Source organism: Streptomyces sp. NPDC039736 (assembly GCF_055596485.1).
In genome coordinates this window covers 600,447-620,178 of sequence record NZ_JBVIUQ010000002.1, presented here as the reverse complement: position 1 = coordinate 620,178, position 19,732 = coordinate 600,447, and the positions used below count along the sequence as shown (strand labels likewise).

Below are 19,732 nucleotides of genomic sequence, written 5' to 3'. Positions count from 1 at the left end.
TTCAGTATGAATGCATAAGTCGAAGATCGGTATCTCCGCGCGTAGACCCTTGCGCCGACCGGCCCGGCGGGCTTCCCGCACCCCCCTCCCGGGTGCCGCCTACACTGACCGGCATGGCGAAGTGGACAGCGAAGCACGAGGCACCCGAGCCCCTGGAGGGCCCTGTCGTCGGCACGATCGTCGGCGGCACGATCATCTGGTTCGTGCTCTTCCTCGCCCAGTCCGCGTTCTACGGCTGGTTCGCCGACCGCGATCTGACCTGGTGGTACTGGACCCCGCTGGCCGGAGCGGGCCTCGGTCTCATCGGCATCTGGTACGTCCGGGGCCGCGACGCGGCGCTCAAGCGCTTCGCGGCGGAGCGGGCGGCGCAGGCCGGGCGGACGGACTAGGCGGGCGCGGACGTGCGGTGGGCGCGGACGTGCGGCGAGCGCGCGGGGGCCGCAGGGAGTCGCGGAGCCCCGGGCACGCCGTCCGCCGCCCCGTAACCGACGAAAGTCAACGCCGGTGTACGACTCCCGGCCGCCCCGCGTCGTCCCCGGGGCTGATCTTGCCTCCCGGTGGCCCTGAAATCCGGCCACTCGACGGGTGAACCCGAACATCCGGCCGTACCGTCGGTGCCATGACGCACATTGACGCGGGCTCGGAGCTGGACCCCGTACATCCGGTGAAACCCCCCGCTTCCGAAGGGTCCGTCGCCGTGCGCGCGTCCGGGCTGACCTCGGCCGAGGTCGCGGAGCGCATCGCGCGGGGCGAGGTCAACGACGTACCGGTACGGAGTTCGCGCTCGACGGCCGAAATCGTCCGGGGCAACGTCTTCACCCGCTTCAACGCGATCATCGGCGTGCTCTGGGTCATCATGCTGTTCGTCGCGCCGATCCAGGACAGCCTGTTCGGCTTCGTGATCATCGCGAACACCGGCATCGGCATCATCCAGGAGCTGCGCGCCAAGAAGACCCTGGACGGCCTCGCGGTCATCGGCGAGGCCAAGCCGACGGTCCGCCGCGACGGAACGGCCGCCGCGATCTCCACCTCGGAGATCGTGCTCGGCGACGTCATCGAGCTGGGCCCCGGCGACAAGGTGGTGGTCGACGGCGAGGTGGCCGAGGCCGACAGCCTGGAGGTCGACGAGTCGCTGCTGACGGGCGAGGCGGACCCGGTGCTGAAGAAGCCCGGCGACGTGATGATGTCGGGCTCGTTCGTGGTGGCGGGCGGCGGCGCGTTCACCGCGACGAAGGTCGGCCGGGAGGCGTACGCGGCGCAGCTCGCCGAGGAGGCGTCCCGCTTCACCCTCGTCCACTCCGAGCTGCGCTCGGGCATCTCCACGATCCTCAAGTACGTGACGTGGATGATGATCCCGACGGCGATCGGCCTGATCATCAGCCAGATGGTCGTGAAGGACAACGACTTCAAGAACTCGGTCGCCCGGACCGTCGGCGGCATCGTCCCGATGATCCCCGAGGGCCTGGTCCTGCTCACCTCGGTCGCCTTCGCGATCGGCGTCATCCGGCTCGGCCGCAAGCAGTGCCTCGTCCAGGAGCTGCCGGCCATCGAGGGTCTGGCCCGCGTCGACGTGGTCTGCCTCGACAAGACCGGCACCCTCACCGAGGGCGGCATGGACGTCACCGGGCTGCGCCCCCTGAACGGGGCGGACGAGGGTCACGTACGACAGGTGCTCGGCGCGCTCGGCGAGTCCGACCCGCGCCCGAACGCGAGCCTGACGGCCATCAAGGACGCCTACCCGGACGACGCCGGGTGGCGGGTCCTGGAGTCCCTCCCCTTCTCCTCCGCCCGCAAGTACAGCGGGGCGTCCTTCAGCGACGGCACGGGCGAGAACTCGACGTGGCTGCTCGGCGCGCCGGACGTGCTGCTGCCCGCCGACGACCCGGCCCTGGCCGAGATCGACGACCTGAACGCCCAGGGCCTGCGGGTCCTGCTGCTGGCCCGGGCGACCGGCTCGGACCTGACCGACCCGCGGATCGGCGCGGGCGCGCAGGCGACGGCCCTGGTCGTCCTGGAGCAGCGCCTGCGCCCGGACGCGGGCGAGACCCTCGCCTACTTCGCCGACCAGAACGTCGCCGCGAAGGTCATCTCCGGTGACAACGCGGTGTCGGTGGGCGCGGTGGCCGGGAAGCTGGGCCTGTCGGGCGCGGAGAACACGGTCGACGCGCGGAACCTCCCCACGGACCGGGCGGAGATGGCCAAGGTCCTGGACGAGAACGCCGTCTTCGGCCGGGTCACCCCGCAGCAGAAGCGGGACATGGTCGCCGCCCTCCAGTCCCAGGGGCACACGGTCGCCATGACGGGCGACGGCGTGAACGACGTGCTGGCGCTGAAGGACGCCGACATCGGCGTCTCGATGGGCTCCGGCTCGGAGGCGACGCGGGCGGTCGCGCAGATCGTCCTCCTCAACAACAGCTTCGCCACCCTCCCCTCGGTGGTCGCCGAGGGCCGCCGGGTCATCGGCAACATCACCCGGGTCGCGACGCTCTTCCTGACGAAGACCGTCTACTCGGTGCTGCTGGCGATCCTGGTGGTGTGCAGCCAGGTGGACTACCCCTTCCTGCCGCGCCACCTGACGCTGCTCTCGACGCTGACGATCGGCGTCCCGGCCTTCTTCCTGGCGCTCGCGCCGAACAAGGAGCGGGCCAAGCCGGACTTCGTGAAGCGGGTCATGCGGTACGCGATCCCCAGCGGGGTGATCGCCGCCACCGCCACGTTCACGACGTACCTGATCGCCCGCCACCACTACACCGGCCCGGACGCGCTGGCCGCGGAGACGAGCGCGGCGACGCTGGCGCTGTTCCTGGTGTCGATGTGGGTGCTGGCGATCATCGCCCGGCCGTACACATGGTGGCGGATCGGACTGGTCGCGGCGATGGGGCTGGGCTTCCTGATCGTGCTGGTCGTGCCGTGGCTGCAGACCTTCTTCGCGCTGAAGCTGATCGGGACGACGATGCCGTGGACGGCGGTCGGCATCGCGGCGGCGGCGGCGGTGCTGCTGGAGCTGGCGTGGCGGTGGGTGGGGAAGAAGTGGGACGCGTGACGCCGGGCCCCGCCGGGGGCGCGGGGAACCGCGCGGGCGACCCACCGCACGCCGCGCGGCGAGCGCCCTAGACGAAGGGCGGGGCCGCAGGCAACCGGGGCGCCGGGCGCGGCGCGCGCGCCCGGCGCCATCGGCACGCGCGGCGCCTCCGGCAGCCCGCGCCCCCGAATCCCCCTGCTGCCTCGGGGACCGCGTGCCCCCGGTACCCCCACCCCCTCCCGCAGGGCCTAGTCGAACCAGCGGTTGCGCGCCAGTTCCGCCGTGCGCGTCGGGTCCTCCAGGAGCGCCGCGACCTCGAAGCGCCGCGGCCACTGGCCGGCCGCCCAGGCGAGCCCCGCCGCCACCCCCTCCAGCGTGGCGGCGTGGATCACCCCGTCCGGCGTGCGCCGCCAGTCCAGCGAGACGCCCCCCGCGAGCAGCTCCTCGTGCTCGTGGTACGAGGCGGGGACGGCGGCCCCGAGAAGCTCCCGCACCTCCGCCGGCACCTCGTGCACCGCGCCCGACGACGTGACCTCCGCCGGCACCGTCTCGCTCAGCCGGCGGACCTGGAGGAGTTCCGCCAGCTCCGCCGCCCGCGCTGGGGCGACCGGCAGCAGCGGCAGCCCCCCGGTCAGCGGCAGCAGGTCCGGCGCGTCCACGATCAGCGCGTCACGGGCGTCCACGACCTCGACCCGCCCGTCCGTGACCACGCACAGGTCCTCCGGGATGGTGACCTGTTCGGGGTCGAGCCCGGCCAGGGCCGTGTAGAGCGCGTGCAGTTGCCCGGCCGTCACGTCGCTCTCCGGGTCCGTCATGCGGCCCAGCAGCTCCGCCGCGCCCCCGGGCTCCGTGAGCAGCGACGCCAGGGTGGTCCGTACTCCCAGGGCCCGCAGCACCTGTTCGTCGTCGAAGCCGGTCGCGTCGGCCTCGTCGTACAGGCCCTCCAGGAGCGCGTCCCCGCCCGCCGCGAGCAGGCCCGCCGGGCGGCGGCCGTCCAGGACCGGGTGGTCGCGCAGCCACCACGCCGTGTACGGGCGCACCGACCGGGTCGTGCCGTCGGGGAGCAGCACCCGCACCTGCTGGGTGAGCGCGTCCCGCAGCGGGGGCAGGGCGAGCAGCGCCAGCGCCTGCGGCCACTTGTCGTCGTCGACCAGGTCCAGGTCCCGTACCGCCACCAGCTCCGTCGCGACCGGCGGCAGCGGAGTGTCCGGAAGCTGGTCCAGGACGTCCTCGCACCACACGTCGACCGCGTCGAGGAGCCCCGCGTCGTCGGGTTCCGCGAAGTCGCCGGAGCGGGGCTCGAACTCGTCCGGGTCCAGGACCACGTCGGTCGCCCGTACGAGCGCGAAGGTGGCCAGCACCCCGGCCGCGGCGAGCACCTGCTCGCCCCACCTGTCGGTCAGCTCCTGGTCGCAGAGGGCGAGTTCGCCCTCGCGCATGACGGAGGCGAAGGCGCTGCCGGGGACGACCAGTTCGCCCGCCGGGGACAGCTCGCCGTCCTCGTCGGGGAGGGCGAGCGCGCCGAGCCAGGGCTCGTCGCCGGGGGCCAGGTCCGCGTCCCGTACGAGGGAGAGGACCGTGTCGGCCAGTTCGTCGGCGTCGAGCGCGTCCTCGTCCCAGACGTCGGAGCCGTCGAGCGAGGCGGCGACGGCCGCCCTCACCTGGGGGGTGGTGAGGACCGCGCGCGGGGTCGCGGGCAGCGCGCCCAGCTTCTCCAGGAGGGGGTGCGCGGCGTCCGCGTGCGCCACGCGCAGGCCGAGCCGGGCGAGGTTCTGCGGGGCGGTGGTGTCCGGCAGCGGAAGGAGGACCTGCCGGGGGCCGATCGCGGTCCGGCCGCCCGCGAGCGGGACCGGCAGGCCGGCCAGCCGGTCCGGGTCGACGCCCGCCAGGGACTCGTACAGCCGGTGCCACCAGCCGGGCGCGCGCTCGGCGCCCGCGATGCGCTCGATGGCGTCGCCGAGGGGCAGGCGGCCGACGCCCAGGGTCCTGAGCTCGGCACGGCGCTCCAGCCCGGCGGGCAGCAGGGTGGGCAGGACCTCGGAGAGGACCCGTACCGTCTCCTCCCCCGCCCCCTCCACGACCTCCGCCTCGAACGGGCGCAGCGCGGGCTGCTCCTCGGTGGGGTGGGCGGGCAGCAGGAAGGCCACGCGGGGGAGCCGGGCGACGATCGCGGCGCGCAGCGCGCCGTCGAGGACGCCCTTGCCGAGGGGGCCGGGGGTGAGGTCGAGGGTGCCGGTGGACACCGGCCGCCAGTCGCGGAGGAGTCCGGCGTACGTGTCCGCCGCCCGCTCGACCAGGAAGTCGGTGAGCGGACCGGGCGCGGGGTGGCGGCGGGTGGTGTCGAGCGGGAAGGACGCGATGAGCAGGGCGGGCACGCCCAGCGGCTCGTCGGTGGGCGTCGGCGCGTGGACGACGCGGGCGGTCCGGGGCGCAACGGGCGCTCCGTCGGTGTCGACGGGAACGGCCCAGGCCAGGGACCAGTGGGGGCGCAGGCGTTCCTCGGTGGGGCGGTCGGCGAGGAGGTCGCGGGTGAGGGGGCCGGAGGCGGTGGCGGTGCGCCAGCGGGTGAGGCCGTGGGCGCTGTCCTCGATGTGGGTGTACGGGCCGTGCACCGAGCGGGTCAGGGTGCGGACGGCCTCCGGGGTCTCGACCACGACCTCGCTCAGCCCGGGCAGCGTGAGCAGCAGGGCGTCGTCGATCGCGGCGAGGAGGTGCTCGACCAGGGCGACGGCCGCCGGGTCGCGGAGCGGCAGCACGACGACGGTGTCGTAGCCGTCCGGGGCGGAGCCCTCGGCGGGCAGCGGCAGGCGCAGGAGGGGGACGTGGCCGTCGCGGCGGCGCAGCTCGTCGGCGAGGCCGGGGCTGCGCAGGGCCGCGTCCTCGGCCAGGCCGCGCGCCTCGGGCAGCGACCAGCGGACGCCGCCGTGGCGGCCGAGCACGGCGGGTTCGTCGCTCACCGCGAGCACGGCCGCGAAGCCGACGCCGAAGCGGCCCACGGCGGTGTCGGCGTCCTCGCGCTTGGCGGAGGCGCGCAGGGTGCTGAGGGACTCGGCGCCGGCGGCGTCCAGCGGGGCGCCGGTGTTCGCGGCGGCGAGGACGGCGGGGCCGTCGGGGGTGGCGGGGTGCAGGGTGAGGCGGAGCCGGCCGGGGACGCCGGTCCGGCCCGCGGCGTCGGCGGCGTTCTGGGCCAGCTCCACGACGAGGCGGTCGCGGTAGCCGCCGAGGGCGAGGTCCTCCTCGGCGTTCGCGTCCTCGCGGAAGCGGGCGGGGGTGGTGGTCCAGGCGTCGAGCACCGCGCGGCGGAGGCGGGAGGTGCTGAACGGGTCGCCGGGGGTGGTGTCCTCGCCCGTGTCGGCCCCGGGGGTGTCCGTCTCCTGAACGCTCACGGTGGTGCTCCTCTGTTGTGGTGTGCGGCGTGCAAGGTATCGCGCGGCTGAGCTCTGCCCCTGCCCGACGGGAGCGGGACCAGTCCCCCTCCCCCGAACCCCACCCCCCACATCCCCCAATCCTCCCTCTTCCCGGCCCCCCGGGCCCTTGGACACCGCAGCCCGCCTTCCCCCGCTCCCTTGGGCAGTCGGGTCCGCCCTGTCACCCCGCCCCCTGAGGCTTCGCAGCCACCCTGCCGTCCCGCCCCCTTGGGCGACGGGACCGCCCTGCCGTCCCGCCCCCTGAGGCTTCGCAGCCGCCCTGCCGTCCCGCCCCCTTGGGCGACGGGGCCGCCCTTCCCGCTCCCCCCGCCGCCTTGGGCGACGGGGCCGCCCCAAGGGGGCGGAACGGGCGGGCAAGGGGGCGGCCCCTCCCGCTCCCGGCCCACCCGGGTGCCGCCCCCTACGCAAGCGCCTGTACCGGGCAAGAGACTCCGCCAAGGCCGAGAGCTCAGCCCCGGCACCGGGTCAGGCAGCCCCGTCCGGCTCGGGCAGAGAGGCCCCGGACCCGCCCCTTTCCCTAAAGCGCTCGCCGCGCGGCTGCCTCCGGTTCACTGCGGACGCGTCGTGGCTGAGCGCGCAGTTCCCCGCGCCCCTGAAGGGGCGCACCGCCCGGTGGGACATGTGCAAGAGCGTCGTGGCGGGGCGCGCAGTTCCCCGCGCCCCTGGACGGGGCGTACCGCCCGGCGGGAGGCGTGCGGGAGCGTGGGAAGGGGTTCCGCGCCCCGGAAGGGGGTCAGGAGTGGCCGAGGTCCTCCGAGGACGGGTCCTGGGTGGCGGGGACCGAGCCGCCCTCCGGGTCCGGGCGGAGGGGGAAGGCGTCGATCGCCATCGAGTCCAGCACCGGAGTCGGCTGCTTGGCCGGCTTGGGCACGACCGCCGCCTCCGAGTGGCCTCCGCAGCCGTAGGAGAGGGAGACCACGTGCCCGTCGGCCGGGCCGAACTCATTGGCGCAGATGCCGAAGGCCTGGCCGAGCGAGCCCGAGACCGGGATCAGGAAGGCGCAGGACACGCAGGTCGCGGGGGCCGCCATGGCCATCGGGGTCTTCGCCCCGTACTCCTCGTCCCAGCGGTCGGCGGCGAGGTGGAGACCGTAACGGGACAGCACCCGGGCCCGGCGCATGCCGAGTTCCTCGGCGACGGAGGTGATGGACCCCCGGACCGGGGGGACCGTCGCCGTGGCCAGTTCGGCGTCCTCGGCCTCGACGAGGGCTTCCATCTCCTCGGAGAGGAGCGAGTTCGGCGGCGGCGCGTCCTCGCCCGTCCAGCCCGGCTCCAGGCGCAGGTCCTCGGCCTCGGTGGGCAGCAGGTCGCCGGGGCCCATGTCGCCGGGGCGCAGCCGCTCGCTCCACGGCACCCAGGCGGGGGCCTGGAGGGAGTCGGGGCCCGGGAGCAGGACCGTCTCGTCGACGGTCACGACCTTGGCGCGGGAGGCGCGGGCCACCGTGACGGCCCAGCGCCAGCCCCGGTAGCCGGGCTCCTTGGCCTCGAAGAGGTGGGTGACCACCCGGTCGCCCTCGGAGAAGAGAGAAACGTGCTCGCCCACCACCCCGGGGTGGGCGGCCTCCTCGGCGGCCTCGCGTGCGAGGTCGACCGCTTCGGCGCACAGACGGTCGGGGGTACGGCTTCTCGTCGTCGCAGCACTCACAGGTTTCGCTTCTCTCCTACGCCGTATCACGGGTGCGCCAGCCGGGGAGCGATGCAGACGGATGTCGGATGTACGAGCCGCGGGCGGAGCGGACCAAGGGGCCGCGTCGACGTCCGCGCCCGGTCCTGTCCTGTCTACGTGTCTCGGGCACACCTTCCACGAACCATTCTGCGGGATCGCCGAGAGGCGCGCGGCCGAGGACAACCGCCGGTGGCGCGCTACGCACGCTACCCCCTCCGCCGCCCCCATCCCACCTGCGCGTCCGAATCCCGGTTCGGGTCGTGTGGGGTCGGCGCGTCATTGGGGCACTATGACGTGGTGGCCGGTACTCGTACGTCGTCACGCGTCTCCACCCCAACCGGGCCGCTGCGCAAGGCGGGCCGGGCGGTCGGACATGCCCTCCACCTGCCGTTCACCGGTACCGCGAAGGGCATCCGGCGGGCCACGCACGCGAACGGAGCGGGCGAGTCCGGTCTCGGGAAACTCATCGAACTGCACGCCGTGAACGGTGCGGGCGACGTATTGATCACAATTGCGCTCGCCTCGACCGTTTTCTTTTCGGTGCCGACCGATGAAGCGCGGGGCCGTGTGGCCCTGTACCTCGCGATCACGATGGCGCCGTTCACACTGCTCGCCCCGGTGATCGGCCCGCTCCTGGACCGGCTGCCGCACGGGCGCAGGGCCGCGATGGCCGGTGCGATGCTGGCCCGCGCGGTGCTGGCGCTGGCCATGTCGGGGGCGGTCGCGACCGGCGGGATCGAGCTGTACCCCGCCGCGCTGGGCGTGCTGGTGGCGTCCAAGGCGTACGGGGTGGTGCGCAGCGCCGTCGTCCCGAGACTCCTGCCGCCGCGCTTCTCCCTGGTCAAGGCGAACTCGCGGGTCACCCTGGCCGGGCTGCTCGCCACCGGGGCCGCTGCTCCGATCGGGGCGGGACTCCAGCGGATCGGGCCCGCCTGGCCGCTCTACGGGGCGTTCCTGGTCTTCGTCGCCGGGGCCTTCCTCGCCTTCACCATGCCGGGGAAGGTGGACTCCGCGAAGGGTGAACGACGGGCCCATCTGGCGGCGGAGCACGTCGGCGAGGCCCAGACGAAGACCGGACTGCGGGACGTCGGACCGTCCGTGGTGCACGCCCTGCAGGCGAACGCGGCGCTGCGGGCCCTGTCCGGGTTCCTGATCTTCTTCCTCGCCTTCCTGCTGCGGCAGCACCCGCTCGCCGGGCAGAGCGCGGCCGTCTCGCTCGGGATCGTCGGCGTCGCGGCGGGGCTCGGGAACGCGGTGGGGACGGCCGTGGGGGCCTGGCTGAAGTCCCGCGCCCCGGAGCTGATCATCGCGACCGTGCTCGGGGCCGCCCTGGTGGTGTCCGTGCTGACCTCGGTCTTCTTCAGCGGGTTCCTGGTGGCGGCGCTGGGTGCGGTGGCCGGGCTGTGCCAGGCGCTCGGCAAGCTGTCGCTGGACGCGCTGATCCAGCGGGACGTGCCGGAGGCCGTCCGCAACTCGGCCTTCGCCCGCTCCGAGACCCTGCTCCAGGTGGCCTGGGTGGTGGGCGGCGCGATCGGCATCGCCCTGCCGCTGGTGGCCTGGCTGGGCATGGGCGTGGGCGCGGCCCTGGTGGGGCTGGGCGCGCTGGTGGCGGTGCGGGGCCTGCTCAGGGCCGCCCGCGCGAAGGGCCGCGCGCCCCTCGGCTGACCCCCGGCCCGTACCGCGCCCCCCCTCGGCCGGCCCCCCGGCCCGCCGGGACACCCCGGAAGCCCCCCGGCGCAGCCCGGCGGCCCCGGAACGATAGCCTTCGCGCATGACCGCTGCGTTGTTCACGGGCAAGGCCCGCCGTACCACTGCCGCCCTCGGCGTTGCCGCTGCCGGGCTGCTCGTCCTCTCCGCCTGCGACAAGCCGACGCCCCGCGTGACCATGACGGTCGGCACGAGCTCGGTCAACGCCGAGGCGGACTGCTACGACGCCGACAAGGGCATCGCCGAGAAGGACATGAAGGCCTGCCTGAACAAGAAGCCCAAGGAGTCCGTCAAGGTCGCCATGGAGGAGACGCTCCGCATGGGCGTCGACCCCGAGGTCGCCGAGAACGGCTGGTCGCTGTTCATCAACGGCGAGCAGGCCGAGCCCCAGCCGTACAAGAAGACCTACCGCACCCTGCCCGGTTCGGCCTTCTTCGGTCCCCGCCAGGACGGCTCGCCGGCCCCCAAGGAGGTCGTGCTGAGCGTCGTGGAGACCGGCAGCAACAAGCTCATCGGCTCCTGGAACTTCAAGCTGGAAAAGGCCGCCTGAGCCCGGTGGACGTCCTCGTCGTGACCGCGGTCCCCGCTGAGCGGGACGCGGTCACGCGTGCGTGCGGGGACGGTTTCGACGTCCTGGCGGGCGGTGTCGGGCCCGCCGCGGCGGCCGCCGCCACCGCCCGTGCGCTGGCCGCCGGCGCGTACGGCCTGGTGGTCTCGGCCGGCATCGGCGGCGGGTTCCCCGGCCGGGCCCCCCTCGGCGCCGTCGTCGTCGCGGACGCGATCGTCGCCGCCGACCTGGGCGCCGAGACCCCGGACGGGTACCTGCCCGTCACCGCTCTCGGGTTCGGGACGGTGGAACACCTGCCTCCGGCCGATCTCGTACGCCTGACCGGCGAGGCCGCCGGGGCCGTCACCGGGACCGTCCTGACCGTCTCCACCGTCACCGGCACCGCCGCCCGCGCCGCCGAGCTGGCCGCGCGGCACCCGCGGGCCGCCGTGGAGGCGATGGAGGGCTTCGGGGCGGCCGAGGCCGCCGCGCTCTTCGGGCTGCCGGTGCTGGAGATCCGTGCCGTGTCCAACGCGGTGGGGCCCCGTGACCGGGACGCCTGGCGGATCGGGGAGGCGCTCGCCGCGCTGAGCGACGCCTTCGGGAAGATCGCACCCGTACTGGAGGGTTGGACCCCGCATGACTGACGACCGGCTGAAGATCGCCTTCTCGCCCTGCCCCAACGACACCTTCGTCTTCGACGCCTGGGCGCACGGCCGCGTCCCCGGGGCCCCCGCGCTCGACGTCGCCTTCGCGGACATCGACGTCACGAACGGCATGGCCGAGCGCGGCGAGTTCGACGTGCTGAAGGTGTCGTACGCGGTGCTGCCCTGGGTGCTGGAGGAGTACGCGCTGCTGCCGTGCGGCGGGGCGCTCGGGCGGGGCTGCGGCCCGCTGGTCCTCACGCGCGAAGCCGGGGCCGACCTCACCGGGAAGACCGTCGCCGTGCCGAGCGAGCGCTCGACGGCGTACCTGCTGTTCCGGCTGTGGGCGGCCGACGTGCTGCCGGGCGGGGTCGGGGAGGTCCGGGTCATGCCGTTCGACCGGATCATGCCCGCCGTACGGGACGGCGAGGTGGACGCCGGACTCGTCATCCACGAGGCGCGCTTCACGTACCAGAACTACGGGCTGCACAAGCTGGCCGACATGGGCGAGCACTGGGAGGCCACCACCGGGCTGCCCATCCCGCTCGGCGCGATCATCGCCAAGCGCTCGCTGGGCGGGGCGCGGCTGCGGGAACTGGCGGAGGCGGCGCGCACCTCCGTGCGCATGGCGTGGGACGAGCCGGAGGCGTCGCGCCCGTACGTGGCGGCGCACGCCCAGGAGATGGACCCGGCCGTCGCCGACCAGCACATCGCGCTGTACGTGAACGAGTTCAGCGCCGACCTCGGCGAGGACGGCTACGCGGCCGTGCGCGGGCTCCTGGAACGCGCGGCGGCCGAAGGGCTCGTTCCGCCCCTCGGCCGCGACGCGCTGGATTTTCCCGGGTAGCCGGTTACACGTCGAGCTGGTCCGCCACCGCGCGCAGCAGGCCCGCGATCTTCTTGCCCGCCGCCTTGTCGGGGTAGCGGCCCCGCTCCAGGGACGGGGTGATGTTCTCCAGGAGCGTGGTGAGGTCCTGGACGATGGAGGCCAGCTCGTCGGGCTTGCGGCGCTGGGCGGCGGCCACCGAGGGCGTCGGGTCCAGGACCGTCACCGACAGGGCCTGGTCGCCGCGCTGACCGGCCACGACGCCGAACTCGACCCGCTGGCCGGGCTTGAGGCTCTCGACACCGGCCGGAAGCACCGAGGAGTGGACGAAAACGTCGCCGCCGTCGTCGCGGGAGAGGAAGCCGAAGCCCTTCTCGCTGTTGAACCACTTGACCTTGCCGGTAGGCACCGTCTGTCCTCGTCCTCGTACTCGTCGGGTCCGGACAGGCCGCGAAAACGGGTCCGGATAGCACTACAGCGGGTCTCCAGTGACCCGCCACTCATTAGGCTAATGGTCTGTTCGCCGCTGACAAGAGCCGCCGGGACCCCCGGGCCTCCGCCCGGGGCCGGGCCGGCTCCCGGGGGTGGGGAACTACCCTTGCCGGGTGAGCAACGAAACCCGTACGACAGAGTCCGCCGAGTCCACGGCCGGTGATCGGCTGGTTCGCATCGGTGGGATCGTCTTCTTCGTGGGCGCGATCGCGACACTGGTGACGATGGCGCCGCTGTTCCTGGGCACCGAGCCGTTCCCCTCGATCGCGTACGCGGTGTGCATGCTGATGGGCGTCGGCTTCGCGATCGCGGCGGCCGGCGTGCTGACGTCGATCGCGGCGCAGCGCAGGGCCGCGCGGGGAACACAAACGGAATAACAGCTTTCCCATTAAGGCCCCGCTGCTCGGCTTATGATCCGGCGCTCGGCTTACGGCCCGATGCACGGCGCGCGATGCGCCACCCCCCGCGTGCAAGGTGAAATTTGTTCATCACCTGAGTTACTCAGGGTTCGCTCTGGATTCTCTTCGCACTTTCCATGACCTCCTGGTAAGGTCACTCGAAAGGGTGAAGGCTGGCACCTCGGGGGGGCGGGCAGTGACCGATACGGATTTTTCCTTCTTCACGCTGGCGAGAGAACTATTCCTGCTGGAACTGGTGTCCCTCTCCCTCGCGGTGGCGGCATTTGCCTACGGAAAAGTCCGGTGCCGCTCCCTCAGAAACGCCGTGGCGCAGGAACGTCTCCGCGAACGGCGCCGCATCGCCCGCGAGATCCATGACGGCGCGGGCCACCGCATGCTGGCGATCATGCTCCACGCCCGCCGGCTCGCCGACCAGCCCGATACGGCCCGCTCGGGCGTGCAGGCCATAGAACAGCTCGCCGTCCAGGCACAGCGCGACGTCCGCGAGGCGCTCGGCTGCCTGCCGCGGGCGGCTTCCGCCGTCGGTGAGCCTCGCCTGTCCGACCAGGTGCTGGGCCTCGCCGCCGACCTTCCCGGGGTCGATTTCACGGTGGGACTGGACAACCTGGAGGCGGAGGCGCGGCTGCGGCCCGCCGCCCGGCACGCGACCCTGCGGATCGTGCAGGAGGCCGTCAGCAACGCGGTGAAGCACGGCGGCGGCGCGGTGGACGTCCGGGTGCGCTTCGGCGAACGCGTCGAGATGACCGTCACCAACAGCGCCCTCGCCCGGCCCCGCGCCCCCCTGTCCGGCGTTTCCCCGCTCCGCCCGTGGCTGCCCGCCGACAGTGCGCCCAGCAGCGGGCAGGGCCTGCTCAACATGCGGCGCAGAGCGGCCGAGCTGGGCGGCACCTTCGACTTCCGGGAGCTGCCGGACGGCCGGATGCGGCTCGCGGTCACCCTGCCCGGGCGGCCGGGCCGCCGCACCCGGGACACCGGGGCGCACCCCGTGAACGCCGGTGCGACGCACTCCGTAGAGGCCGGAGCGGCGCACTCCGGGGACGTCGGGCGCAGACTCGTGCCGCTCGGCCGGTAAACCCTCTCGACAGCCCTCTCCCGGGCCCTGACCCAGCGGGGCCCTGCCCCACCAGCAGTGGAGTTGCCGAAAGTGCAGATGAGACCCGTTCGCGTACTGCTCGTCGACGATCAGCCGCTGGTCCGCCAGGGCCTGCACGCGGTGTTCGCACCGCTGGACGACATCGCCGTCGTCGGGGAGGCGTCGCACGGCGTGGAAGCCCTGGAGAGACTGCGCCGGACGAGTGTCGACGTCGTCCTGATGGATGTGGACATGCCGAGGATGGGCGGCCTGGAGGCCACCCGGATCATCTGTGCCGACGGGTCCTCGGTCCCGGCTCCCAAGGTCGTCATCCTGACCATGTTCGACCAGGACGAGAACGTCTTCGAGGCGCTGCGGGCCGGGGCCAGCGGCTTCCTCACCAAGGACGTCGCACCCCGGCAGCTCGCCGACGCGGTGCGCGAGGTCGCCGACGGCGGAGCGCTGCTCTCCTCCTCGGCCACCCGGCACCTGATCGAGGAGTTCGTACGGCGTCCCCCGATGCCGTCCGGTGACGCAGCGGACTTGAGCACGCTCACCGGGCGCGAGCTCGACGTGTTCCGGCTGCTGGTCCAGGGCTACGGAAACACGGAGATGGCCGAGAAGCTCACCCTCGGTGAAAGCACCATCAAGTCCCACGTCCAGCACCTCTACCGGAAACTGAACGTACGGGACCGAGTGCAAGTGGTGATCTACGCGTACGAGAACGGGCTCATCTGAAATAGCGCTTTCTCCCCCGCGCGGAGGAGAATGAATTCCCGCCCGAGGTGGAGGACGGGAATGCGTCGCCTTTTCTATTCTGCTGACACGCCGATACGAAAATTCGTGGGCGCCGAAGCAGAGGAGAAACGAATGACCAGAGCGACCGACCGCATTCTCATCGTCGCCCGTATGTCGCCGGACGCGGCCGAGAGGGTGGCCGCCCTGTTCGCCGCATCGGACGAGTCCTCACTGCCCACAGAACTCGGGGTCCTCCACCGAGAGCTGTTCCACTACCGGGACGATCTCTATTTCCACCTGGTGGAGTTCGCGGGTCCGGCGGAACGGGCCATGGCCGCCGCCCGGGTCCGGAAGGACTTCCAGGAGCTCTGCGCCGGCCTGGAGCCGCACGTACAGCCGTACGACCCCGAGACCTGGCGCAGCCCGGCGGACGCCACCGCCACCTCCTTCTACCGGTGGCCCCGGCCCGAACCCGCACGGGACTGATCTGCGAGGACCTCGGCCGACGTCCCGGCAGCCGCGGGCCCCGGCTCCTCCGCGTGGCTGCCCTCCCCGTCCGGCCCGTCCGCAGTGCCCGCCGGGTCCGCCATCCGGTCCGCCGTCTCGTCCCACGGCCGCTCCTCGTGCAGCGGCGAGGGCCGCACCCGCAGCAGCCGTGCGGCCGGGGCGGGGAGCCACCAGTTCCACTTGCCCATCATCGCGACGGTCGCCGGGACCAGGAGACCGCGCACCAGTGTCGCGTCCAGCAGGATGCCCAGCGCGATGCCGGAGGCGAAGATCGACACGTCCAGCTCGCCGCCGGACGCCATCGAGGCGAAGGAGCAGAAGAGGATCAGCGCCGCGCAGGTGACCAGGCGTCCGGTGCGTCCGACGCCGCCCACGACCGCCGCCACGGTGGAGCCCGTACGGTCGTACTCCTCGCGCATCCTGGCCAGGATGAACACCTCGTAGTCCATCGACAGCCCGTACAGGAAGGCGAAGACGGTCACCGGGACGAAGGTGCCGATGGAGCCGTCCGGCTGGATGCCGAGCAGGGCCTCGGTGCCCCAGCCCCACTGCCACAGCACGACCATCGCGCCGAGCACCGCGCCCAGCGACAGCAGGTTCAGCAGGATCGCCTTCAGGGGCAGCAGCAGCGAGCGGAAGGCGCGGGCCAGCATCAGATACGTGACCAGGGAGAGCGCGGCCAGCATCCAGGGGAACGCGCTGTAGGTGACGTCGACGTAGTCGATCTGCTGGGTGACGTTGCCGCCGACCAGCACCCCTTCGGGCACCTGCGCCACCACCCGGCCGACGGTGCCCTCGCCCGCGGCCGCGCCGCCCTCGGCCCGCGGCAGGACCGTGAGCAGGGCGGAACCGTCCTTGTGCCACTCGGGGGCGGCGGGGGCGGCGACCGCGTACACGCCCTCGGTCCCGCGCAGGGTGCCGGCGACCGCCGCCGGATCGGTGCCCGCCGGCACGTACACGTCGAAGGACGTCAGCGCGCCCGACGGGACGCCGCTGTCGGTGAGCGCGGTGAGTCCGGCCCGGCCGGGCCCCGTGTCGGCGAGCCGGTCGGTGGTCGGCACGGACAGATTGAGGCCGAACGCCGTGACGGACAGGGCCAGCAGGACCGCCCCGCTGAGCGCGGCCGTCAGCCACCGGAAGCGCACCACCCGACGGGCCACCGAGGTCCAGAACCGTCCGGCGGACGCCTCCTTGGCGAGCCCGGCGCGCACCGGCAGGCCGGCCTCCCGGCGGCGGGCCAGCCTGCGGCCCGACGAGGACAGCAGCAGCGGCAGCAGAGTCAGCGAGACGAGGGCGCTCGCGGCGGTGACCATCATGCCGCCGACGCCCAGGCTGCGCAGCAGCGGAATGGGCAGCAGCACCATGGTGATCAGACCGATGGCGACCGCGCCCGCCGAGAAGACGACCGCGTGCCCGGAGGTCGCCATGGCGCGGCGCACCGCCGCATCGCCGTGGTGCCCCTTGGCCTCCTCCTCGCGCCACCGGGTCACCAGGATCAGCGCGTAGTCGATGGCGATGCCGATGCCGAACAGCGGCAGCATGATCACGGTCGTCTCGTGCACCGCGATGAACGGGCTGACCGCGAGCAGCCCGAGGAACGACACCGGCACCGCGACCAGCGCGGTCAGCAGCGGCACCAGGGCGAGCGCCGAGCGGAAGACGTACAGCAGCACCACGAGGGCGGCGCCGATGGTGACCACCAGCTTCACCGGCACGTTGAGGCCGCCGGCGTCCGCGCCGGTGGCCAGCGCGTCCAGGCCGGTCACCTGGACGGTGGAGCCCGGCGGCAGTTCGGGGCGCATCGCGTCGGCGATCACCGGGCCGTGCGCCGGGGCCTCGCCCAGCGCGCTGCCGGGCAGGCCGCCCTGCTCGACGGGGCCGCCGTAGACCAGGCCGAAGGTGGTCCGCCCGTCCTTGCCGACGAACGCCGGGTCCTGGGTGTTGGCGTACGAGGCGACGCGGGCGTTCACCCGGTCCGCGGCGGCGTCGAAGGCCCGGCCGAGGGCGGCGCGGGTCTCGGGGCCGTCCGCGCGCTGCCCCTCGGGCAGGGTCACCACGGGGACGAAGGGGCGCTCGTAACCGCCGTTTCCGTAGGTCTGGGCGATCTTCTGGTTCGCCTCGTAGCCGGGCAGGCCGGGGTAGGCGTTCCGCTCGTCCATGTTCGGGATCAGCAGGGCGATGGCGCCGCCGCCGGCCAGCAGCAGCACGGCGACGAGCATCGTCACGAGTCGTTTGCGTCCGAGGACGAAGCCGCAGAGTTTCTCCATGCACTCAGATCAGCAGAACGTTCTTCGACGGCTCGATGAGCGCTCTGAGAGATCTCTGTGAATGCCCGGGGACCGCCTGGCAACGGCGGTTTCCCGGGCGACACTTGGCGGGTGAACCCAACGAAGCTGCGCGTCCTGGTCGTCGACGACGAGAGTTACCTGGCCGACCTCGTCGCCACCGCTCTGCGCTACGAGGGCTTCGACACCGTCACCGCGGGCACCGGAGGGGCCGCCGCCCGGCAGGTGGAGGCCTTCCGCCCCGACCTCATCGTGATGGACGTGATGCTCCCCGACGGGTCCGGCATCGACGCCACCCGCCGGCTGCGGCACGGCGGCTGCGAGGCGCCGGTGGTCTTCCTGACCGCCCGGGACTCCACCGAGGACAAGATCGCCGGGCTGACCGTCGGCGGTGACGACTACGTGACGAAGCCCTTCAGCCTGGAGGAGCTCATCGCCCGGATCCGCGCGGTGCTGCGGCGCACCGCGCAGCCGCGGGAGCACGGCCGGCTCGCCTTCGCCGACCTGGAGATCGACGACGAGGCCCACCAGGTGCGCAGGCACGGGGTGCCGGTGGACCTGACGCCGACCGAGTTCAAACTGCTGCGGTACCTGGTGGCGCACGCCGGGCGGGTGCTGTCGAAGCGTCAGATCCTGGATCACGTCTGGGAGTACGACTTCGGAGGCAGCGACGCGGTGGTGCAGACGTACATCTCGTACCTGCGCAGGAAGGTCGACGTGTTCGAGCCGGCGCTGATCCAGACGGTCCCCAGGATCGGGTACGTGCTGCGCCTGCCGAGCACGGAGGCTGGGACGGTGGAGCGTCGATGACGCTGCGCGTCCGGCTGGTGCTGGTGCTCGTCGGGCTGCTGGCCCTGGGGCTGCTGGTGTCCTTCGGAGCCACCTTCGGCGCGCTCCAGGACTGGCGGCACGACCAGAGCGACAAGGTGCTCGCGGCGGCGTCGGGGCGGCTGCGGGAGGACCTGGCGCAGGGCGGGGAGGCTCGGCTGTCGATCCCGGGGGACGGTTCGGGGCAGCTCGCGGCGGTGTGGGGCGCGGTGGCAGGACAGGGCGACCTCCCGTCCTTCTTCCAGATCAGGACCGCGGACGGGCGGGTCGCCCAGACGGTGCGGACCGACGGCACGGCGTCCTCACCGGGCGCGGGGGGCGCGGCGTCCGCCGTCTCGTATCCGGAGCTGCCCGCCGCGCTGCCCGCCGGGCTCCGACCCGGGGTGGGCGACGGCGGGGCGCAGGGCGCCTTCCAGCGGGTTCCCGACAGCGCCGACGACGACTCCGACTGGCTGGTGCACGCCACCCGGCTGCCCGACGGTGACCGGCCCGACGGCGGGGGCGGCATCCTGCTGGTCGGTATGCGTACCGACGGCGCGGACGAACTGGTGCGCCGCACCGCCGTGGTGGCCGGCACCTCGGCGGTCGCCGCGCTGCTCGCCGTCGCGCTGCTGTCCTGGCGTGCGGTACGGCGCGGACTGCGGCCCCTGGAGTCCATCGCCGACACCGCCGCCGCCATCGGGGACGGCGACCTGGGCAGGCGCATCCCCGCCGCCACGCCCGGCACCGAGGTGGGCCGGCTGGGGGCCGCGCTGAACGCGATGCTCGGCCGGATCGAGGCCGCCTCGCGGGAGCGCAGGCGTTCCGAGGACCGGCTGCGCCGCTTCGTCGCCGACGCCTCGCACGAGCTGCGCACCCCGGTGGCGACGGTGCGCGGCTACGCGGAGCTGTTCCGGCGGGGGGCCGCCGACCGGCCCGAGGACCTGGCCAACGCGATGGCCAGGATCGAGTCGGAGGCCCGCCGGATGGGCTCCCTGGTGGAGGAGCTGCTGCTGCTCGCCAAGCTGGACCAGGGCATGCCGCTGTCGCGGGATCCGGTGGACGTGACGGCGCTGGCCGCCGAGGCGGTGGACGACGCCCGGGTGCGCGCCCCGGGACACCCGCTGCTGCTGGAGGCCTCCGGCGGTCCCGTGGTCGTACGGGGTGACGCCGACCGGCTGCGTCAGGTGCTGGCCAACCTGCTCTCCAACGTCCGCCACCACACCCCGCCGGGCACCGAGGCCACCGTGCGGGTCGCCGCGGCCGGCGGCCGGGCCGTGGTCGAGGTGGCGGACCGGGGGCCCGGCCTGACCGAGGAGGAGGCCGCGCGGGTCTTCGAACGGTTCTTCCGGGCGGACTCCTCGCGCTCCCGGGCCGGACTGCCCGAAGGCACCCGCGAGGAGGGTTCGGGCCTCGGCCTCGCCATCGTGGCGGCGGCGGTGGAAGCGCTGGACGGCACGGTCCAGGTGGACGCGGCACCGGGCGAGGGGGCGACCTTCCGGGTGCGGCTGCCGCTGCACGGCTAGGTACACCCCCGCTGGGGGGACCCCACTCGATCGAAGTGAACGGTGG

Annotated in this window: 16 protein-coding genes; 12 read left to right on the top strand and 4 right to left on the bottom strand. The window is 73.5% G+C overall.

Annotation, left to right across the window (positions count from 1 at the left end; translation table 11 throughout):
• The first annotated feature begins 113 nt into the window (after nucleotides 1–113).
• Entirely contained in the window at nucleotides 114–389 is a 276-nt protein-coding gene (locus ACZ56L_RS07845) for a DUF2530 domain-containing protein (RefSeq protein ID WP_380836753.1), read from the top strand.
• Nucleotides 390–619: 230 nt separating this feature from the next.
• Nucleotides 620–3,043, top strand: a complete 2,424-nt coding sequence (locus tag ACZ56L_RS07840; protein WP_471062487.1) for a cation-translocating P-type ATPase — start codon at nucleotides 620–622, stop codon at nucleotides 3,041–3,043.
• Between the two features lie 227 nt (nucleotides 3,044–3,270).
• On the opposite strand, the gene ACZ56L_RS07835 is transcribed toward ACZ56L_RS07840, so the two are convergent.
• Together ACZ56L_RS07835 and ACZ56L_RS07830 are read right to left on the bottom strand one after the other, a co-directional pair.
• Nucleotides 3,271–6,408: a sacsin N-terminal ATP-binding-like domain-containing protein gene (locus ACZ56L_RS07835; RefSeq protein ID WP_471062485.1), complete on the bottom strand. Its 3,138-nt coding sequence runs from the start codon at nucleotides 6,406–6,408 to the stop codon at nucleotides 3,271–3,273.
• 775 nt (nucleotides 6,409–7,183) lie between these two features.
• The gene (locus tag ACZ56L_RS07830) at nucleotides 7,184–8,095 is read right to left on the bottom strand and encodes a DUF3027 domain-containing protein (RefSeq protein ID WP_345221672.1); all 912 of its coding nucleotides are present in this window, start codon (nucleotides 8,093–8,095) and stop codon (nucleotides 7,184–7,186) included.
• Between the two features lie 300 nt (nucleotides 8,096–8,395).
• Here ACZ56L_RS07830 and ACZ56L_RS07825 point away from each other — a divergent pair, with 300 nt between their 5' ends.
• The 4 genes from ACZ56L_RS07825 to ACZ56L_RS07810 all read left to right on the top strand — a co-directional run bounded on the left by ACZ56L_RS07825 (nucleotide 8,396) and on the right by ACZ56L_RS07810 (nucleotide 11,861).
• A complete protein-coding gene (locus ACZ56L_RS07825; protein ID WP_468686740.1) occupies nucleotides 8,396–9,781 on the top strand; it encodes an MFS transporter in 1,386 nt (461 codons plus the stop codon).
• A gap of 106 nt (nucleotides 9,782–9,887) precedes the next feature.
• A complete protein-coding gene (locus tag ACZ56L_RS07820) occupies nucleotides 9,888–10,373 on the top strand; it encodes a DUF2771 domain-containing protein (RefSeq protein WP_345221667.1) in 486 nt (161 codons plus the stop codon).
• 5 nt (nucleotides 10,374–10,378) lie between these two features.
• A complete protein-coding gene (locus tag ACZ56L_RS07815) occupies nucleotides 10,379–11,017 on the top strand; it encodes a futalosine hydrolase (RefSeq protein ID WP_345221665.1) in 639 nt (212 codons plus the stop codon).
• Nucleotides 11,010–11,861 (top strand): 1,4-dihydroxy-6-naphthoate synthase, encoded by an 852-nt coding sequence (locus ACZ56L_RS07810; RefSeq protein WP_345221663.1) that lies wholly within the window; start codon nucleotides 11,010–11,012, stop codon nucleotides 11,859–11,861. Before ACZ56L_RS07815 ends, ACZ56L_RS07810 begins: the two co-directional genes overlap by 8 nt.
• A 4-nt stretch (nucleotides 11,862–11,865) precedes the next feature.
• Here the strand turns inward: ACZ56L_RS07810 and ACZ56L_RS07805 are convergent, their stop codons facing one another.
• Entirely contained in the window at nucleotides 11,866–12,249 is a 384-nt protein-coding gene (locus tag ACZ56L_RS07805; RefSeq protein ID WP_189825350.1) for a cold-shock protein, read from the bottom strand.
• 196 nt (nucleotides 12,250–12,445) lie between these two features.
• Between ACZ56L_RS07805 and ACZ56L_RS07800 the strand changes: the two genes are divergently transcribed.
• The 4 genes from ACZ56L_RS07800 to ACZ56L_RS07785 all read left to right on the top strand — a co-directional run bounded on the left by ACZ56L_RS07800 (nucleotide 12,446) and on the right by ACZ56L_RS07785 (nucleotide 15,047).
• The gene (locus ACZ56L_RS07800) at nucleotides 12,446–12,709 is read left to right on the top strand and encodes a hypothetical protein (RefSeq protein WP_471062481.1); all 264 of its coding nucleotides are present in this window, start codon (nucleotides 12,446–12,448) and stop codon (nucleotides 12,707–12,709) included.
• A 346-nt stretch (nucleotides 12,710–13,055) separates the two neighbouring features.
• On the top strand, nucleotides 13,056–13,823 hold the full coding sequence (locus ACZ56L_RS07795; protein WP_471062479.1) for a sensor histidine kinase: 768 nt from the start codon (nucleotides 13,056–13,058) through the stop codon (nucleotides 13,821–13,823).
• Between the two features lie 78 nt (nucleotides 13,824–13,901).
• Nucleotides 13,902–14,561: a response regulator gene (locus tag ACZ56L_RS07790; protein WP_471062477.1), complete on the top strand. Its 660-nt coding sequence runs from the start codon at nucleotides 13,902–13,904 to the stop codon at nucleotides 14,559–14,561.
• A gap of 132 nt (nucleotides 14,562–14,693) precedes the next feature.
• Nucleotides 14,694–15,047, top strand: a complete 354-nt coding sequence (locus tag ACZ56L_RS07785) for a TcmI family type II polyketide cyclase (protein WP_471062475.1) — start codon at nucleotides 14,694–14,696, stop codon at nucleotides 15,045–15,047.
• Here the strand turns inward: ACZ56L_RS07785 and ACZ56L_RS07780 are convergent.
• The gene (locus ACZ56L_RS07780) at nucleotides 15,011–17,335 is read right to left on the bottom strand and encodes an MMPL family transporter (protein WP_471062473.1); all 2,325 of its coding nucleotides are present in this window, start codon (nucleotides 17,333–17,335) and stop codon (nucleotides 15,011–15,013) included. The genes ACZ56L_RS07785 and ACZ56L_RS07780 overlap by 37 nt on opposite strands.
• A gap of 111 nt (nucleotides 17,336–17,446) precedes the next feature.
• Between ACZ56L_RS07780 and ACZ56L_RS07775 the strand changes: the two genes are divergently transcribed.
• Both ACZ56L_RS07775 and ACZ56L_RS07770 read left to right on the top strand, forming a co-directional pair.
• Complete coding sequence (locus tag ACZ56L_RS07775; RefSeq protein WP_471062471.1) at nucleotides 17,447–18,163, top strand: response regulator transcription factor; 717 nt, start codon at nucleotides 17,447–17,449, stop codon at nucleotides 18,161–18,163.
• The gene (locus tag ACZ56L_RS07770) at nucleotides 18,160–19,686 is read left to right on the top strand and encodes a HAMP domain-containing sensor histidine kinase (protein WP_471062469.1); all 1,527 of its coding nucleotides are present in this window, start codon (nucleotides 18,160–18,162) and stop codon (nucleotides 19,684–19,686) included. The genes ACZ56L_RS07775 and ACZ56L_RS07770 overlap by 4 nt, the downstream gene beginning before the upstream one ends.
• Nucleotides 19,687–19,732: the final 46 nt, after the last annotated feature.

Excerpts from the sequence above, each read along its gene's own strand:
- ACZ56L_RS07785 (WP_471062475.1), top strand. The coding sequence starts at position 14,694 with ATGACCAGAGCGACCGACCGCATTCTCATCGTCGCCCGTATGTCGCCG.
- ACZ56L_RS07790 (WP_471062477.1), top strand. The coding sequence starts at position 13,902 with ATGAGACCCGTTCGCGTACTGCTCGTCGACGATCAGCCGCTGGTCCGC.
- ACZ56L_RS07840 (WP_471062487.1), top strand. The coding sequence starts at position 620 with ATGACGCACATTGACGCGGGCTCGGAGCTGGACCCCGTACATCCGGTG.
- ACZ56L_RS07780 (WP_471062473.1), bottom strand. The coding sequence starts at position 17,335 with ATGGAGAAACTCTGCGGCTTCGTCCTCGGACGCAAACGACTCGTGACG.
- ACZ56L_RS07770 (WP_471062469.1), top strand. The coding sequence starts at position 18,160 with ATGACGCTGCGCGTCCGGCTGGTGCTGGTGCTCGTCGGGCTGCTGGCC.
- ACZ56L_RS07810 (WP_345221663.1), top strand. The coding sequence starts at position 11,010 with ATGACTGACGACCGGCTGAAGATCGCCTTCTCGCCCTGCCCCAACGAC.
- ACZ56L_RS07845 (WP_380836753.1), top strand. The coding sequence starts at position 114 with ATGGCGAAGTGGACAGCGAAGCACGAGGCACCCGAGCCCCTGGAGGGC.
- ACZ56L_RS07820 (WP_345221667.1), top strand. The coding sequence starts at position 9,888 with ATGACCGCTGCGTTGTTCACGGGCAAGGCCCGCCGTACCACTGCCGCC.